A 17,232-nucleotide genomic window follows, 5' to 3' on the forward strand; every position below is an offset into this window, starting at 1 on the left:
AGGGTACACATGAATCACAAGTTGACACAAGAAGCAACGATGCGAGCAAGTGAGCTGCGGAAAACATTAAATCGTTATGCTTTTGAATATTATGTCAAAGACCAACCTTCTGTGGAGGATTATATATACGATAAGCTTTATACGGAGCTTGTTCAAATCGAAGAACAGCACCCTGAGTTAGTTACTGCAGATTCGCCGACGCAACGTGTAGGTGGGAAAGTCATTGAAGGCTTTGAAAAGGCAGTCCACGACATCCCTCTATATAGCTTGAATGATGTTTTTAGTAAAGAGGAATTGATGCAGTTTGATCAACGCATCCAAAAAGCAGCAGGGCAACCAGTCAGTTATTGTTGTGAGCTGAAGATTGACGGCTTGTCTATTTCATTACGTTACGAGAATGGGTTGTTTGTTCGTGGGGCGACTCGTGGAGACGGTAGTGTTGGTGAAAATATCACTGAAAATCTGAAAACAGTCAACTCAATTCCTCTTCGTTTAAATGAAGACATTTCTGTTGAAGTGCGTGGTGAATGTTATATGCCAAAAGCTTCGTTCGTTTCATTAAATCAAGAACGAGAAGAAGCTGGACAAGACGTTTTTGCCAATCCAAGAAACGCCGCTGCAGGAAGCCTGCGACAACTCGATACAAAAGTAACGGCCAAAAGAAAGTTGGATACTTTTTTATATACAGTAGCTGACTTTGGACCAATGACTTCAAAAACTCAATTCGCAGCGCTTAATGAACTCTCTGAGATTGGCTTTCGAACGAATCCAGAAAAACGACTTTGTCAAACGATTGATGAGGTCTGGTCATTTATCGAAGAGTTCCATGAAAAACGAGCAGCTCTTCCTTATGAGATTGATGGAATTGTGATTAAAGTGAATGACTTTGCTATACAAGATTCATTAGGCTTTACAGTCAAAGCTCCTCGTTGGGCGGCGGCGTATAAGTTTCCACCAGAAGAAGCACAGACAGTTGTTGAAGATATTGAATGGACGATCGGACGGACGGGCGTTATCACACCGACTGCCGTCATGACACCTGTACGCGTGGCAGGCACAACCGTCAGTCGCGCGAGTCTCCACAATGCTGATTATATTCGAATGAAAGACATTCGACTGAAGGATACGGTGACTATTTATAAAGCTGGAGATATTATTCCTGAGGTCGCCCAAGTCATTACAGACAAACGACCAAAAGACAGTATTGCATATGAAATGCCTACCCATTGTCCAATCTGTCAGAGTGAGTTGGTTCATTTGGATGAAGAGGTTGCTCTTCGCTGTATTAATCCAAAATGTCCTGCACAGATCAAAGAAGGTCTCAATCATTTTGTTTCTAGAAATGCGATGAATATTGATGGCTTAGGTCCTCGTGTCTTAGCACAAATGTATGATAATCATCTAGTGGGCGATGTAGCCGATTTGTACAAACTGACAGAAGAACAGCTCTTGACGCTAGATAAGATTAAAGAAAAATCTGCCGCAAACATCTTATCGGCGATTGCAGCGAGTAAAGAAAACTCTGTTGAACGTTTAATTTTCGGCTTAGGAATTCGTCATGTTGGAGCCAAGGCGGCCAAAATTTTGGCTGAACATTTTGGTGATTTGACTCAAATAAGCCAAGCTGACTTTGAATCTATCGTTTCACTGGATACACTGGGAGACATTATTGCCAATAGTGTTGTGACCTATTTTGAAAACGAAGAAGTTCATCAGTTGATGTCTGAATTGCGTTCTGCCGGTGTGAATTTGACCTATAAAGGGGTTCGTGCAGCGGATATTGCAGAAATCGATTCGCCGTTTAAAGATAAAACGATTGTCTTGACTGGAAAGTTGACCCAGTTCAATCGGGAAGAAGCAAAAGAAACAATCGAGTCTTTAGGCGGAAAAGTAACCGGTAGTGTCTCGAAAAAGACCGACATCGTAGTTGCTGGTGAAGAGGCTGGAAGCAAGTTAACAAAAGCCCAATCATTGGGCATTACAGTGTGGAATGAAGAACAAATGGCTCAAGCACTTGAAGATAGCCGCAAAGAATAGCGTCAATCACATTTTTCCTACTAAATGTCTCAATAAATAAAAAGAATTCTGTATATTTATGAGAAGTTTCATGAAAGTATTTTAAAACTCAATTAAATTTATGGTAAAATAAATAGATAGTGTATATAAAGTGAGAAGAAAGAAGGGGTATAGATGGCAATTAGTGAAGAAGAAATCAAACACGTTGCTAAACTTTCGAAGCTAGAATTCGGTCAAGAAGAGCTTGAAAGTTTCACATATCAATTAGGAAAAATCATTGATATGGTTGAATTATTGGAAGAAGTTGATACGGAAGGTGTCCATTTCACTTCCAATGTAATTGAAACAATTAATGTTATGCGCCAAGACCGCGTACAACCAGGCTGGAATCGTGATGAGTTAATGAGAAATGTTCCAGAAACAGAAGACGGCTTTATCAAAGTGCCGGCAATTATTGATGAAGGAGAGGCAGGCGCATAATGGAAAAATTGTATGACAAATCATTAGTTGAATTACATGACTTGTTGGTCTCAAAAGAGATTACTTCACAAGATTTAACGCAGGCAACGTTTGATCGAATTAAAGAAACTGAACCTAAAGTTGATGCATTTCTACAACTGAACGAAGAAAAATCTATCGAGTTAGCCAAAGCAATCGATGAAAAAGGAATTACTGAAGGCAATGTGTTAGCAGGAATTCCAATCGGGATTAAAGATAACATTGTAACGAAAGACTTGCGGACAACCGCAGCTTCAAAAATGTTATATAACTTTGACCCAATCTATGATGCGACAGTGATGGATAAAGTCTATCAATCTGACTTAATTCCTGTCGGCAAATTAAATATGGATGAGTTTGCGATGGGTGGAAGTACCGAAAATTCAGCCTTCAAAAAAACTAAAAATGCTTGGGACCACACAAAAGTTCCTGGTGGCTCATCAGGTGGTTCTGCAGCAGCTGTAGCAGCGGGTCAAGTGCCAGTTTCTTTAGGTAGCGATACTGGCGGAAGTATTCGTCAGCCAGCCGCTTTTAACGGAATTGTTGGGATGAAACCAACTTACGGCCGCGTTTCACGTTTTGGGCTGATTGCCTTTGCTTCCTCATTAGACCAAATTGGGCCAATGACAAGAACAGTTAAAGATAATGCTTTAGCATTGACTGCAATTAGTGGTTACGATGAAAAAGATGGTACCTCAGCAGGCGTTTCTGTGCCCAATTTTGCTGAAGGTCTAACTGGTGATATCAAAGGCATGAAGATTGCTTTACCAAAAGAATATCTAGGGGAAGGTATTGCTCCTGGCGTTCAAGAAGCGATTCTAAAAGCAGCAGAAACATTCCGTGCTTTAGGTGCAACTGTTGAAGAAGTCAGCTTACCACATTCAAAATATGGAGTAGCAGTCTACTATATTATTGCCTCATCAGAAGCAAGCTCGAACTTACAACGTTTTGATGGTATTCGTTATGGGTACCGTTCGGAACATGCAAAAAACTTAGATGAAATTTATGTACAATCAAGATCTGAAGGATTTGGGACAGAGGTTAAGCGTCGAATCATGCTTGGAACTTTCTCACTGAGTTCGGGTTACTATGATGCTTACTTCAAGAAAGCTGGTCAAGTGAGAACACTAATCAAACAAGATTTTGATAAAGTCTTTAACCAATACGACTTAATCATTGGTCCTTCATCACCAACTGTTGCATTTGGAATTGGTGAAAACATTAATGATCCAATTACGATGTATAAGAGTGATATTTTAACGATTCCAGTAAATCTTGCGGGACTTCCTGGTATGTCAATTCCTGGTGGATTCTCAGAGGGCTTACCAGTTGGTCTTCAATTAATCGGTAATCACTTTGATGAAGCAACAATGTACAAAGCAGCTTATGCCTTTGAACAAGCAACGGATTTCCATAAGAAAAAACCAGTGATTTTAGGAGGACAAGCCTAATGAACTTTGAAACAGTAATCGGACTTGAGGTCCATGTGGAATTAAAAACCAACTCTAAAATCTTTTCTCCAGCGCCTGCTCACTTTGGGGCAGAACCAAATAGTAATACGAATATTATCGACTGGGGTTACCCAGGCGTTTTACCTGTAATGAATAAAACGGCTTTAGAATTTGGGATGAAAGCCGCTCTTGCTCTAAACTGTGAGATTTCTAAAGATACGCACTTTGACCGTAAAAACTACTTTTATCCAGATAATCCCAAAGCTTATCAAATTTCACAATTTGATCAACCGATTGGTCATGATGGTTGGATTGAAATTGAAGTAGAAGGTAAAAAGAAAAAAATTCGTATTGAACGTGTCCATTTAGAAGAAGATGCTGGAAAAAACATGCACGGTATTGGCGGTTTTTCTTATGTTGATTTAAACCGTCAAGGAACACCGTTAATCGAGATTGTTTCTGAAGCGGACATGCGTTCTCCAGAAGAAGCTTATGCTTACCTAGAAGCTTTACGTTCAATTATTCAATTTACAGAAGTCAGTGATGTCAAGATGGAAGAAGGTTCTATGAGATGTGATGCCAACATTTCTTTACGTCCTTATGGGCAAGAAGAATTTGGGACAAAAGCAGAATTGAAAAACTTGAATTCAATGACCTTCGTGAAAAAAGGGTTGGCTTATGAAGAAAAACGCCAAGCAAAAGTGCTCCTTTCTGGTGGTGAAATTCAACAAGAGACCCTTCGTTTTGATGAAACAACAAATAAAACAGTCTTGATGCGTGTAAAAGAAGGTTCGAGTGATTATCGTTATTTCCCAGAACCAGATATTCCTCGTTTTGTCATTGATGATGAGTGGATTGAAAAAGTTCGCGAAACACTACCAGAGATGCCAAACTCACGTCGCGCTCGTTATGTTAAAGAATTAGACTTACCTGAATATGACGCAATGGTTCTTACCTTAACAAAAGAAATGTCAGATTTCTTTGAAGAAGCCGTTGAAAACAACGCAGAGCCAAAACAAGTTTCTAACTGGTTAATGGGGGAAGTTTCTGCTTACTTAAACAGTGAAAAACTTGAATTAGGCGAAACGAAACTAACACCAAACAACTTAGCGGGTATGATTAATTTGATTGCAGATGGAACAATTAGTTCTAAAATTGCTAAGAAGGTCTTCCGTGAGCTAATTATTAACGGTGGCGATGCCAAAACAGTTGTCCAAGAAAAAGGATTGGTTCAATTATCTGATCCAGCGCAATTGTTACCGATTATTAATGAAGTATTAGACAATAATCAACAGTCTGTTGACGATTTCAAAAATGGGAAAGACCGCGCAGTTGGATTCTTAGTCGGTCAATTGATGAAAGCAACGAAAGGGCAAGCAAATCCTGGCGTTGTAAACAAACTATTGCAAGAAGAATTGGCAAAACGTTAAGAGGTCAAAACATGAAAAAAGCACGCGTCATATATAATCCTACATCAGGAAAAGAATTAGTGAAAAAAAGTTTAGCGGACATCCTTATGGTGGTGGAAGAAGCAGGGTATGAAGCAAGCACGTACGCGACTACGCCTGCGCCGAATTCAGCAAGAGATGAAGCGAGACGGGTCGGTGAACTAGGATTTGATTTAGTCGTCGCAGCAGGCGGAGATGGCACCATTAACGAAGTGGTTAATGGGCTGGCTCCGTTAGAAAAGAGACCTAAGATGGCGATTATCCCTGCTGGAACTACAAATGACTACGCTAGGGCGCTAAAAATCCCTAGAGATGATATTAAAGCAGCCGCAGAGATAATCAAAAAAGATCAAACTGTCAAAATGGATATTGGGAAAACAAATAAAAATTATTTTATCAATATTGCAGCTGGTGGTTATTTGACTGAGTTAACCTATGAAGTTCCTTCCGAATTAAAAAGTATTTTTGGTTATCTTGCTTATATAGCGAAGGGTGCTGAGATGTTGCCTCGAGTGAAGCCTATTAAAATGCACTTGAAATACGATGAAGGTGAATATAATGGGAATGCCTCGATGTTTTTCCTTGGCTTAACTAATTCTGTTGGTGGGTTTGAACGAATCGTTCCGGATGCAAAGCTTGATGATGGAAAATTTTCGTTAATTATTGTAAAAACAGCCAACTTATTTGAGATTTTACACATTGCAGCCCTCATGTTAAATGGTGGAAAGCATATTGATGATCCTCGTTTGATTTATACAAAAACAAGTAAACTATATGCCGAAACATCAGATAGTGAAAAGCGCATGATGATTAATCTTGATGGAGAGTATGGTGGCGATGCGCCGATGACTTTCGAAAATTTGCACCAACATATTGAATTTTTGGCCAATACAGATCAAATTCCTGATGAGGCAATCACTGGTGAAACTGCCGAAGAAGTTGAAATTGAGAATGCTGGAAAAGAATTTGTTAAAGAAGTCGAAAAATTGACCGATCAAGATATAAATGGTGATGGAAAACGTGGGTAAAGTTGCCAACACCAAAAAATAGAAGAAAATCTGAACGTAGAATTAGGAAAACACGTGTAGATGTCCCTAAGTTCTCCGTTCAGATTTTCTTTTTTTACGAGTTTACCTTGCATTTTATGAAAACATTCATTAGAATAATGAGAGCAAATTTGCTCAAAGAGGAGTCCAACAGAAAATGAAAGAATATCCAGTACAAAAAAATCAACGCCTAACGGTTTCGATTGTCGACTTAACGCATGAAGGTATGGGTGTGGCCAAAGTAGACGGTTATCCCTTGTTTATCGAGAATAGTTTACCTGGTGAAGAGGTCGAAGTTTTAGTCATCAAGGTCGGCAATAAATTTGGATTTGCCAAGGTTGAGAATTGGTTAACCGAAAGTCCTGATAGACAACCACTAAAAGATGTGGATTTATTACGCACAGGAATTGCGCCACTTAGCCATTTAAGCTATACAAAACAGTTAGAGTTTAAACAAGACCAAGTCAAAAATGTCATGAAAAAAATAGCTAAAATGCCTGATGTTCCTGTTTATGAAACCTTGGGAATGGAAAATCCTGTTGGTTATAGAAACAAAGCTCAAATTCCTGTAAGACGTGTTGACGGGGAGTTAGTCACTGGTTTTTATCGTAAAAACAGTCATCAAATGATTCCAATTGAAGACTTTTACATTCAAGACCCTGAGATTGATCAAGCAATCGTTACAATTCGAAATATCTTACAACGGTTTGACGTTCGTGCTTATGATGAAGAAAAACATAAAGGGATGCTTCGTCATATTATCGTACGCCGTGGTCATTATACGCATGAAATGATGGTTATCTTAGTGACGCGTAAAGAAAAATTCTTTAAAAGCGATGTAATTGCAGAAACAATCAATAAAGAAATTCCAGAAGTTGTCTCTGTTATTCAAAATATTAACGAAGATAAAACTAATGTTATTTTAGGTAAAGAGAATCGTGTCTTATTTGGGAAAGATCATATGCTAGATCAGCTTTTAGGGAATACATTTAGAATTTCCCCTCAATCGTTCTACCAAGTAAATACAATTCAAGCAGAAGTTCTCTACCAAACAGCGATTGATTTTGCTGAGTTAACTAAATCGGATGTTGTGATTGATGCCTATTCAGGAATCGGAACAATTGGGATTTCATTAGCGGACAAAGTAAAAGACGTTTACGGTGTTGAAATCACACCAGAAGCGATTTTGGATGCTCAAATTAATGCGGAGAAAAACCACGTAGACAATGCGCATTATCAAGTAGGTAAAGCCGAAGTTGTCATGAAAAAATGGCAAGAACGTGAAATTAATCCAACAGTTGTTATTGTTGATCCACCGCGTAAAGGTTTGGCAGAAAGCTTCATTCAATCAACTGCTGAAATGAAACCGAATAAAGTGGTCTACATTTCTTGTAACCCAGCAACACTAGCGCGTGATTTAAAACTATTCAAAGAGTTAGGCTACAAAACAGAAAAAATTCAGCCAGTTGATTTGTTCCCACAAAGTTATCATACAGAGGCTGTTGCGTTATTAGTAAAGGAGAAAAAATGAATTCAAAAGAAAAAATGTTAGAGATTATCAAAAAGAAACAAGGGGGCGGTCGAGTAAAACAAATGGAAACACCCAAAAATGACCGCAGAAACATGAGAAAAGGCCCTAAGATTTTTAATAAATAATCTAAGTCAGCCTAAATGTTATAGCACCAAATAGTAGAGCCTGTACGCCAGAAAATGGTTAGTATAGGCTCTATTTGTCATTCTAAATAATAAAACTCAGCTTTTGTAGGCAAATTTGTTGGAACGAATTTTGTTGGGTGTTATACCATAATCTTTTTTATAGAGTCGGTAGAAGTAGCTGACATCATCATAACCAAATGATTTGGCAATATCACTAATTTTACTTGTTGAGTTGATAATTAACTCATTTGCTTGTTTCATTCGCTGGTGATGACAATATTGATTAAAGCCCATCCCAATTTCTTTTTGGAAGAGCTGGCCTAGATAAGCGGAGTTCATATTAAACTTATCTGCTAAAATTTTTAATGAATGATGGGTGCGCAAATCTTCATTCACAATCTTAAGAATTTGCTGAATAACCGGTGAATAGGTTTGTTCATTGTTTTTCATTTTTTCTATCGTAAGCTGGATAAAATCATAGAGAAAGTCAACAATTCGATTGATTGTTTTCTGCTGCGTAATCCGTTCAACTAGATAACGAAGGGTACTAATTTCATCGGCTTCAGCAAGGCCAAAATCTGCAGAAATTCGATAAAGCATGATTCCTATCCCGATTGTTACGTTTTGGATAGCTAAGGGATCCAGATGGGCATTCAAAATATCTGTTTTTAGCAGCTGAAATTTATCATAAATCGTTTCTTGGTTGCCCTCTAAAATTAATTGTTTTAACTCCTCTTGGGTGACAAGTTGTTCGGTAAAACGGTAGTCTTTGCTCACATCCTGTTCGGTAATGCATTTGCCGAAACCAAAAACTAGACTATAGGACTGTAATTTTTTTGCTTGTTGAAAGGAGAGATGAATTTCTTCAATCTCATTGACAGAATTGCCAAACGTTAAAAAGACCTCGGAATAGTTTTGAGACGATTGGACGCTCTCTTTTATCTGTGTATCAGAAATAGTTTCCGGATTATAGATAAGCACCACTTCATCAGCTGTTAATTTGACTAATTCAATGGCTGGAAAAGTCTGTTTCAATAAACGCACGAGATCATTTTTATTCACAATGGTTGCTAGCTCGCTGAACATGATGTAGGCCATCGCAATTTTCCCCCAAGATTTGTAGGGGGTAAGTAGTTCCTCCCAGTTTTGGTAATCAGTAGGGGACAGTTTTTGTAATAAAATCCTTCTTAAAAAATTATCTTTAAATATTTCTCGCTCATTTTCTGTCCAAAGCTGCTTTTTCTTTCGTTCATTTTCAATCTTGGTAATGGTTGAAGAAACAGTCGCTACTAGTTCGGCTCGATTAATCGGCTTAATTAAATAATTTTCAATGCCCAGTAAGATTCCTTCTTTGGCGTATTCAAAGTCATCATAACTACTAATAATAATTGATTTAAATGGAATATCGGTCTTTTTCAACTGACTAATCAGTTCTAATCCACTCATCTCAGGCATCCGTATATCAGATAGGATTATTGAAGGACGCAGCTCATAAAATAGCTGCGTTGCTTCTTTGGCTGATGTAGCCGTAGTAATAGAATGTATCTCCTTAATCTCGTCCAGGAGGATTTGTTTTAGTCCTTTGAGAATCAACTTTTCGTCATCAACAAGTAAAATATTCACGATTCTATTCCCCCTTTATTTTTTGGAATCATTAGAAAGACGCTCACGCCGCCCCAGTCATTCGTAGCAATTTGAACACCGTATGATTCACCAAATAATTCCTTAATACGATAATTTACATTTAAAAGCCCCATTGAATCACTTGACTCAATATCATTATTTTTTAGTTGTTCTTGGATTAAGGATAACTTCTCAACAGGGATTCCTTTGCCGTTATCTTTAATCGAAATCATAATATCCTCATCCTTTTGTTCACAAGTAATTTCTATGAAGTTACTATCTGAGTCAATATCAATACCATGGATCACATAGTTTTCGATTAGTGGCTGAATAGATAGCTTTTCAATTAAGGCTGTCTCCAAACTATCTTCAATTGAAATATCATAGAACAAATTATCCTCATAACGTAATTCGAATAAACGTAAGTAAGAATCACAGAAGCTTAATTCCTCACTTAGTGGAATTAATTCTTTTCCCTTAATCATATTTTTATAAAGACGCGAGGTATTATAAAGCATTTCTGCCACCGAATCATCTTTATTTATGACGGCCTTCATTCGAATTGACTCTAGTGTGTTGTAGAGGAAATGAGGGTTGATTTGTGAGCGTAATGTTTTCATTTGATAGTTTTTCTGCTTAATTTCACTGACATACACATTATCTATGTATTGACGTAGCTGATTGGCCATCTCATCCAAACCATTTTGGATGAGCCCAAATTCATCCGTACGATTGTTTTCGTGAGTTTCGTTAGATTGAGTAAAGTCACCTTGTTGAATCGCAGTCATTTTTTGCGAAATTAAAACGATTTTCCCTTCCAAATTACGCAAATGACGCACAATCACAGGAAATGAAATAACAATAATTACAAGAGCGATAAGAATAAAATAAAAATATAGGTGAAAAATAGCACCCCAAACTTTATTAGCGTTTATTTTTGCTACAATTTGGTAGTTTGATGAGAATTTTTCTTCTTGAAAGTCTTTCAACTTTCTCCCGTTATTTTCTGTCCCTGAAAAACTACTATAAATCGATTGGTTATTTTCTAATAAAAAAAGATCTCCAGCTGAATCTTGAACGTTTGTTGTCAGCTGATTATAAATGGTTTGGTTGTTAAAGATGTAATAGATTTCTGCCACATTGTCCAAAGTCGATGGATTATTCAGTGTTTTATGAAAGGATAAGAGACCAGGTGGCGCTTTTTTGTTTAAAGCGATTGAAGTAATTTCCTTAGTAGTTAAGGCTTCATCAGGTAAGTCTATCTTAATTCGTCGAAGAAAATCTGCCCCCTTATTAGAAAAGACAGTCAGCATCTGCTCGTCTTTATCATAGAAAACGATTTCAGAAAAATTGGGATAAGAGTAGAAGACCTTCTTAATAAAAGTCAATGTTCCATAATAATTAGATGATTCACTATTCATATAACGCTCAGTTTTATATTCAAAATAATCCGCATACGTTAATTTCAAAAAATTATTTAAGTCTTCCAAATCAGGTTGTTGGATAAAAAGCTCATTCGTTAGGGTATCTACAATATTCTGTTCTTTAATAATTTCTGTTTTAAGGGTCACATAATTATTGTTTAAGACATTCGTTTTTTCTTGTTTGATGTTTAACACATACGAATGAAATACAAAAAATAGAATAACAATGACACCGATTATAATAAAGAGATATTGCTGAAAAATCCTACGAAAAGCATTTATTTTAAAAATATTTAATTTTTCAAACGTTTGTTGAAAGGTCATTTTTTTCATTCCCTTGCTGTAATCTACTCTTAGCTATTCTATCAGTTAATGCACCATAATTAAAACTTATATATAAATAACAGAATAAGCTAAAAACAAACAAGAGGAGGGCGACCGGTAGCTCACTTATAATCAGTAAGGTAAACAACCCATAACCAATTGTCAAAAGAATCAAAAGAGGCTGAGAAAAAAATAAAATTAACCCATTTTTAAAATGTACACGAACAGGGTTGCTGAATAAGGCAATCTCCAAACAATAGACTGGGTAAATACTTAGACAAAAGAATCTCAGAATAAAATAGATTGGGGATAAAAGACTGAGACTAGGAAAAAAAGAATAAATGATTGAATCGAAGCTAATCAAAAACAAAAAAAGATGAATGAACAACAAAGGAATCATTTCCTTTGAGAAAGCTTGTTTATAAGAGCGGAAAAAAAGGCGATAAACGGCTTCATCTGGTGTATCAATTACAGAAAACGTGCATCTAAATAGAGCAATTGCACTTGGCAAAAGAAATAAACTTGCCAAGAAGAATAAGAATGGATAATGATTTATTTGTTTTATACCGATTGTCAACAGTAGATAGAATAAGGGGGAGGACATAAGAATAAATAGAACGTTCAAAAGAAGCAATCGAACAATCAATTGAGTGATTGATTGAAGATCATTAGGGAAAACTTTTTTCATTTGATAGAACTTCCTTCCTACAATAAGATAGCGCTTACTTACAATATAAAGGACTTCTATTTAATTGTCTACGTCTTCAAATGAATCAAATAAGGGAACTATAATTCATACAATAAATGTGAAATTTTACCAATTGAGGAAGCGTTTTCTATTCTGTATGCTTAAACCATGAAGACAAGGAGGTAGACGCAAATGGAAATAAGTTCTGTGAAAAATAAGAACAAGCATGAGGGGAAAATAAAAAAGAAATGGCATCGATTCCTTAAAAACAAGGAACTTTTCATTCTATCAGCTCCAGGAATTATCTGGTTTGCCATCTTTTCTTATTTACCAATGTTTGCAATTTTTGTTGCATTCAAACGATTCCGCTTACACGGGAATTTTTTTGAAAGTTTTATGAAAAGTGAGTGGGTTGGATTAGATAATTTCAACTTTTTATTTAAAAGTGGGGATGCATCCTTAATCATTCGAAACACCGTGGGCTACAATGTCATTTTCATTCTGATGGGGATTATCATTCCATTGGCTATGGCACTGATGCTAAACGAGATATTCAGCAAGCAATTATCAAAGCTTTATCAAAGTGTTCTTTTTATTCCTTACTTTTTATCAATGGTGGTCGTTAGCTATATAGTATTCGCTTTTTTAGATCCGACTGGCGGGTATGTCAACAGCCTCTTAAAAACAATTGGGCTTAAACCAATTCAGTTTTATATGGAACCGAAATACTGGCCCTTCATTTTAACTCTGGTTTCTATCTGGAAAACAATGGGCTACAACATGATTATCTATCTCGCAGCCATCTGTGGGTTTGACAAATCTTATTATGAAGCGGCTATGTTGGACGGGGCTTCTAAATGGCAACAGATACGTCATATTACACTGCCCATGCTAAGACCAGTAATTGTTATTTTACTTATTTTAGCAGTTGGTGGGATTTTTAGATCAGACTTTGGACTGTTTTATCAAGTACCAAAAGATTCAGGTGCCTTAATCTCTGTCACACAAACGGTTGATACGTACATTTACCGAGGACTTGCAACAATGGGGGATATCGGTTTATCAGCTGCAGGAGGTCTGCTACAATCGGTGGTTGGATTTATTCTAGTCCTTATCACTAACGGAATTGTTAAAAAAATTGATAAAGGACAAAGTTTATTTTAATTAGGAGGTGAGCTATTTTGGAAGAAAAAAAACAAACCACATTGGGCGAATCATTAAACCGATTTGGTCGAGTCAGTCGAAAATCTAATCTACTTATAACGGCTTTTCTCGGAATAATTACATTGTTAAGCGTGATTCCATTTATATTAGTGATTATTATTTCATTTACTGATTCGGAATCTATTCAAAAATTCGGGTATCAATTTATTCCAAAAAAATGGAGTTTGGATGCCTATCAAATGATTTTTGAAGATGGTGCGGTATTTAGATCATTTGGAACAACTGTATTTATCACAGTGATGGGGACAATTATCGGCGTGTTTTTGATGTCAACCTTTGCCTATACCTTATCCAGAAAAAAATATGCTTATCGTGGTTTCTTATCCAAGTATTCAATTATCCCTATGTTATTTAGTGGCGGTATTATCGGAAATTATATTGTTATCGTCAACATTTTAGGCTTAAGAAATTCTGTATGGTCGTTAATTTTACCATTGTGTATGAGTACCTTTTCAATTATGATTTTGCGAACCTTTTATCAGATGTCTGTTCCCGAAGCCTTGATTGAATCAGCTTATATGGATGGAGCAAGCGAATGGACCATCTACTTTAAGATTATCCTGCCGTTATCATTACCAGGATTAGCAACTATCGCGTTATTTTTAACTTTGGGGTATTGGAATGATTGGTTTAGCGCTCTATTGTATATCGATAGTAACAAGATTGTTCCTTTACAGTATCTTTTAATGAAAATGGAAACAAATATTGAGTTTATTGCCAATAATGCTGGGAAAATGGGAATCACCGCTAACAATTCATTACCTACAGAGACGATTAAAATGGCGGTTGTGGTTTTATCTACTGCGCCAATCTTGATTGCCTATCCATTTTTCCAAAAGTACTTTATTGGTGGTTTAACGATTGGTGCTGTAAAAGAGTGAGTTAGGGTAAAATAGATGACAGGTTCATCTAATTAAAAATATAGGAGGCTTTATTTTATGTTTAAACGAAAAAAGGTTTTAGGGATGGCACTTTTAGCTTTAACGGCGGTATTTGTTTCTGCTTGTGGTGGCAAAAAAGAGGAAGCAAAAGATTCTGATACAGTCAATCTAAGCTGGTATATTACTGGGATTCCACAAAAGGATATTGATAAAGTAAACGATGCCGTAAATGACTATACAAAAGATAAATACGGCTTAACTGTGACATTAAATCAAATTGACTGGGGCGAATACGATCAAAAAATGAGTGCGTTAGTGAACGCAGGAGAATCATTTGACTTGGCGTTTACGGCTTCATGGTTAGGTGGTTTCAACTATTTAACTAATGCTAGAAAAGGCGGATTCTTAAATATTACTGACTATCTAAACGGCGAAAACAAAAATCTAAAAAGCTCGCTTGATGAAAAATTCTGGCAAGGTGCTGAAATTGACGGGAAAGTCTATGTGGTTCCTACTCAAAAAGAAATTGCGGCCACTGAATTCTTTGTTTTTAATAAAGAACTTGTAGACAAATATAAAGTCCCTTATGAAGACATCAAAACGTATGACGACTTAGAACCATGGTTGAAAAAAATCAAAGAAGGAGAAGGTATTTTCCCATGGTATATGTCAGAAGGTTACAAAAACCCTTATGAATTTGATGAATTGAATACGTCTGTCGGAATTAATTTGGAAGGCGACAAAGATAAAATTACTGATGTTTACTTTGAAAAACCTTATGTACAACGCGTGAAAAAAGTCAGAGAATTCATGAAAGCTGGCTATATTAATGAAAATGCTGCGTTAGCGAAACAAACAGATATTGTCGGAAAAGATTGGTTTGTTACTTCTACAGTGATGGGACCATTGGATACGGCAACCGTTAAAGACCAAGTGAAAAAAGATGTTGTGGTTACCCAAATGACAGATTCGATTGTTACGAATGCTTCAGCTGTTGGCGCTGGAACTGTTATCGGGGCAAACTCAGAGCATCCAAAAGAAGCCATGAAACTGTTAGAAGCGGTCAATACTGATCCTGTTTTAATGAATTTATTAGCCTATGGAATTGAAGGAACACATTACGAAAAAACAGGGGACGATACCATTAAATGGTTAGATGCTCATAGTAATTATACAACGCCTTACTATATGTTCGGAAGTTACTTTAACCTTTACCATGCAGAAGGCGCTCAAACAGATGAATGGGCTGTTTTAAAAGAATACAATGCGAATGCCATTCCTTCTCCTGCACTAGGATTTAACTTTGATACAACTAGCGTATCAACACAAATCGCCGCTTTAAATAATGTGCAAGAAGAGTTCAAAAACTTAATTAACACAGGCTCAGTTGATCCAGAAGAAAATCTTGAAAAGATGAAAACGAAGATGGAAGCAGCTGGTCTACAGGATGTCATTAAAGAAATGCAAACGCAATACGACGAATGGAAAAAATAAAATAATTTGAGTTGAAAAGTGAAAAATCTGGAATAACGCTGAGTAATCATGCAGCTCAGATTTTTCACTTTTTCTTTATGATAAGGAGAAAAACTGATGACACTTCGTGGAGATATTGAAGAAATAAAACAAGTCGATGATGATCCAACCCTCGGGATGACTGAAGGGTTATTAGAAAAATTAGAAGCGTTTCAAGATATGAAACTAGGAGTGATTTTTCACTGGGGGCTCTATGCCCAAGCTGGAATCGTTGAGTCATGGCAGCTATCAAAAGAAGATGAGTGGGCGCGAAAAGATCCTTGGCGAGAGGATTTGGATACCCTAAGAAGAGATTACTGGAAGCTGAGTGAATCATTTAATCCAGTTAAATTTGACCCAGAGGATTGGGCGAAAAAATGTCGAGCAGCCGGATTCAAATATATGTTATTTACAACAAAACACCATGATGGATTTACGATGTACGACACGAAGTTATCTGACTATAAAATCACTTCTGAACAGTTTCCTTTTCATACCAATAAAAAAAGCGATGTTTTAAAGGAAGCCTTTGATGCGTTTAGAAATGAAGGGATGACGGTGGGGGCCTATTACTCTAAAGCAGATTGGCATTCCCCTTATTATTGGGTACCAAATCAATCACCAATCGGTCGGTATGCGAGTTATTCGGTAGAAGAAGATCCAGCGATGTGGCAACGTTTTGTCGAGTTTGTTCACGGTCAATTGGCTGAAATCATGACGAATTATGGTGCGGTTGATATTTTATGGTTAGATGCTGGTTGGGTAGGACCTGAAACTGGCGAGGACTTACAAATGGCTGAGTTGTCAAAAAAATTACGCCTTCTCCAAAATAATTTGATTATGGTCGATCGAACGATTGGTGGAGCGTATGAAAATTATGTGACACCTGAACGAGCAGTTCCAGACATTCCTCCAAAAAAAGTCTGGGAAAGTAACATTCCTTTAGCGAATAACTGGGGCTATGTGCCAAATGATCACTACAAGTCATTAAAAGAAATTATTCATTTACTTATTAACGTAGTCACAAAAGGAGGCAACTTGATTTTGGGCGTGGGTCCCAAACCAGATGGAACCTTGCCCAAAGAAGCGGAAGAACTATTATCCGGCTTAGGACAATGGTTAGATACGTACGGTCAAGGAATTTATGGGACAAGAGCTGTGAGGACTACACAAAACCAAGAATGGCGGCTTACTCAAAAAGATCAAAATATCTATGCTTATTATCTGCTTGAAGACGATGTAGAAGTCGCTACTCTTGATTTATCTGACTTAGGTATTGATGAAAAGACAGTTGAATGCGTATCGTTATTATCAACTGGTGAGAAACTAAACGCGCAAAAACCACATCTATATCTCGTAAAGGTTGGCGATGAAAAAAATGCTCTTGGCGTTTGCATTAAAAGGAACCAAAAATAATCAAGAGAAATGAGAGGAATCAACG

Annotated in this window: 14 protein-coding genes; 11 read left to right on the top strand and 3 right to left on the bottom strand. The window is 36.9% G+C overall.

The annotated features are described in order from the left end of the window. Nucleotides 1–9: 9 nt before the first annotated feature. The 7 genes from ligA to IGI37_RS07330 all read left to right on the top strand — a co-directional run bounded on the left by ligA (nucleotide 10) and on the right by IGI37_RS07330 (nucleotide 8,115). A complete protein-coding gene (gene ligA / locus IGI37_RS07300) occupies nucleotides 10–2,037 on the top strand; it encodes an NAD-dependent DNA ligase LigA (protein ID WP_438760937.1) in 2,028 nt (675 codons plus the stop codon). Nucleotides 2,038–2,190: 153 nt separating this feature from the next. Then, nucleotides 2,191–2,496 (top strand): Asp-tRNA(Asn)/Glu-tRNA(Gln) amidotransferase subunit GatC, encoded by a 306-nt coding sequence (gene gatC / locus IGI37_RS07305; protein WP_438760939.1) that lies wholly within the window; start codon nucleotides 2,191–2,193, stop codon nucleotides 2,494–2,496. Then, nucleotides 2,496–3,965 (top strand): Asp-tRNA(Asn)/Glu-tRNA(Gln) amidotransferase subunit GatA, encoded by a 1,470-nt coding sequence (gatA, locus tag IGI37_RS07310; RefSeq protein ID WP_438760941.1) that lies wholly within the window; start codon nucleotides 2,496–2,498, stop codon nucleotides 3,963–3,965. Before gatC ends, gatA begins: the two co-directional genes overlap by 1 nt. Next, the gene (gene gatB, locus IGI37_RS07315) at nucleotides 3,965–5,395 is read left to right on the top strand and encodes an Asp-tRNA(Asn)/Glu-tRNA(Gln) amidotransferase subunit GatB (RefSeq protein ID WP_438760942.1); all 1,431 of its coding nucleotides are present in this window, start codon (nucleotides 3,965–3,967) and stop codon (nucleotides 5,393–5,395) included. Before gatA ends, gatB begins: the two co-directional genes overlap by 1 nt. 11 nt (nucleotides 5,396–5,406) lie before the next feature. Beyond that, a complete protein-coding gene (locus IGI37_RS07320; protein WP_438760944.1) occupies nucleotides 5,407–6,441 on the top strand; it encodes a diacylglycerol kinase in 1,035 nt (344 codons plus the stop codon). Nucleotides 6,442–6,616: 175 nt separating this feature from the next. Next, a complete protein-coding gene (rlmD, locus tag IGI37_RS07325) occupies nucleotides 6,617–7,990 on the top strand; it encodes a 23S rRNA (uracil(1939)-C(5))-methyltransferase RlmD (protein ID WP_438760946.1) in 1,374 nt (457 codons plus the stop codon). Next, nucleotides 7,987–8,115, top strand: coding sequence for a hypothetical protein (locus IGI37_RS07330; protein WP_272927907.1), 129 nt, complete (start codon nucleotides 7,987–7,989; stop codon nucleotides 8,113–8,115). Before rlmD ends, IGI37_RS07330 begins: the two co-directional genes overlap by 4 nt. A 96-nt stretch (nucleotides 8,116–8,211) precedes the next feature. Here IGI37_RS07330 and IGI37_RS07335 read toward each other — a convergent pair whose 3' ends face one another. The 3 genes from IGI37_RS07335 to IGI37_RS07345 are packed head-to-tail and all read right to left on the bottom strand — an operon-like array spanning nucleotide 8,212 to nucleotide 12,174. Then, on the bottom strand, nucleotides 8,212–9,738 hold the full coding sequence (locus IGI37_RS07335) for a response regulator transcription factor (RefSeq protein ID WP_438760947.1): 1,527 nt from the start codon (nucleotides 9,736–9,738) through the stop codon (nucleotides 8,212–8,214). Further along, entirely contained in the window at nucleotides 9,735–11,486 is a 1,752-nt protein-coding gene (locus IGI37_RS07340) for a histidine kinase (protein ID WP_438760948.1), read from the bottom strand. The genes IGI37_RS07335 and IGI37_RS07340 overlap by 4 nt, the downstream gene beginning before the upstream one ends. After that, complete coding sequence (locus tag IGI37_RS07345; protein ID WP_438760949.1) at nucleotides 11,464–12,174, bottom strand: DUF624 domain-containing protein; 711 nt, start codon at nucleotides 12,172–12,174, stop codon at nucleotides 11,464–11,466. The genes IGI37_RS07340 and IGI37_RS07345 overlap by 23 nt, the downstream gene beginning before the upstream one ends. 192 nt (nucleotides 12,175–12,366) lie before the next feature. Between IGI37_RS07345 and IGI37_RS07350 the strand changes: the two genes are divergently transcribed. The 4 genes from IGI37_RS07350 (at nucleotide 12,367) to IGI37_RS07365 (ending at nucleotide 17,207) form a co-directional block, all read left to right on the top strand. Continuing rightward, nucleotides 12,367–13,338, top strand: coding sequence for an ABC transporter permease (locus IGI37_RS07350; protein ID WP_438760950.1), 972 nt, complete (start codon nucleotides 12,367–12,369; stop codon nucleotides 13,336–13,338). Nucleotides 13,339–13,355: 17 nt separating this feature from the next. Continuing rightward, on the top strand, nucleotides 13,356–14,279 hold the full coding sequence (locus tag IGI37_RS07355; protein WP_438760951.1) for a carbohydrate ABC transporter permease: 924 nt from the start codon (nucleotides 13,356–13,358) through the stop codon (nucleotides 14,277–14,279). A gap of 57 nt (nucleotides 14,280–14,336) precedes the next feature. Then, nucleotides 14,337–15,773 (top strand): ABC transporter substrate-binding protein, encoded by a 1,437-nt coding sequence (locus IGI37_RS07360; protein ID WP_438760952.1) that lies wholly within the window; start codon nucleotides 14,337–14,339, stop codon nucleotides 15,771–15,773. A gap of 96 nt (nucleotides 15,774–15,869) precedes the next feature. Continuing rightward, on the top strand, nucleotides 15,870–17,207 hold the full coding sequence (locus IGI37_RS07365; RefSeq protein ID WP_438760953.1) for an alpha-L-fucosidase: 1,338 nt from the start codon (nucleotides 15,870–15,872) through the stop codon (nucleotides 17,205–17,207). Nucleotides 17,208–17,232: the final 25 nt, after the last annotated feature.

The sequence above is a fragment of the Enterococcus sp. AZ194 genome, from assembly GCF_051713825.1.
Lineage (GTDB): Bacteria > Bacillota > Bacilli > Lactobacillales > Enterococcaceae > Enterococcus_K.

What these genes read in the sequence shown, in the direction of transcription:
- ligA (WP_438760937.1), top strand. Translation starts at nt 10, where the DNA reads ATGAATCACAAGTTGACACAAGAAGCAACGATGCGAGCAAGTGAGCTG.
- gatC (WP_438760939.1), top strand. Translation starts at nt 2,191, where the DNA reads ATGGCAATTAGTGAAGAAGAAATCAAACACGTTGCTAAACTTTCGAAG.
- gatA (WP_438760941.1), top strand. Translation starts at nt 2,496, where the DNA reads ATGGAAAAATTGTATGACAAATCATTAGTTGAATTACATGACTTGTTG.
- gatB (WP_438760942.1), top strand. Translation starts at nt 3,965, where the DNA reads ATGAACTTTGAAACAGTAATCGGACTTGAGGTCCATGTGGAATTAAAA.
- IGI37_RS07320 (WP_438760944.1), top strand. Translation starts at nt 5,407, where the DNA reads ATGAAAAAAGCACGCGTCATATATAATCCTACATCAGGAAAAGAATTA.
- rlmD (WP_438760946.1), top strand. Translation starts at nt 6,617, where the DNA reads ATGAAAGAATATCCAGTACAAAAAAATCAACGCCTAACGGTTTCGATT.
- IGI37_RS07330 (WP_272927907.1), top strand. Translation starts at nt 7,987, where the DNA reads ATGAATTCAAAAGAAAAAATGTTAGAGATTATCAAAAAGAAACAAGGG.
- IGI37_RS07340 (WP_438760948.1), bottom strand. Translation starts at nt 11,486, where the DNA reads ATGACCTTTCAACAAACGTTTGAAAAATTAAATATTTTTAAAATAAAT.
- IGI37_RS07345 (WP_438760949.1), bottom strand. Translation starts at nt 12,174, where the DNA reads ATGAAAAAAGTTTTCCCTAATGATCTTCAATCAATCACTCAATTGATT.
- IGI37_RS07350 (WP_438760950.1), top strand. Translation starts at nt 12,367, where the DNA reads ATGGAAATAAGTTCTGTGAAAAATAAGAACAAGCATGAGGGGAAAATA.
- IGI37_RS07360 (WP_438760952.1), top strand. Translation starts at nt 14,337, where the DNA reads ATGTTTAAACGAAAAAAGGTTTTAGGGATGGCACTTTTAGCTTTAACG.
- IGI37_RS07365 (WP_438760953.1), top strand. Translation starts at nt 15,870, where the DNA reads ATGACACTTCGTGGAGATATTGAAGAAATAAAACAAGTCGATGATGAT.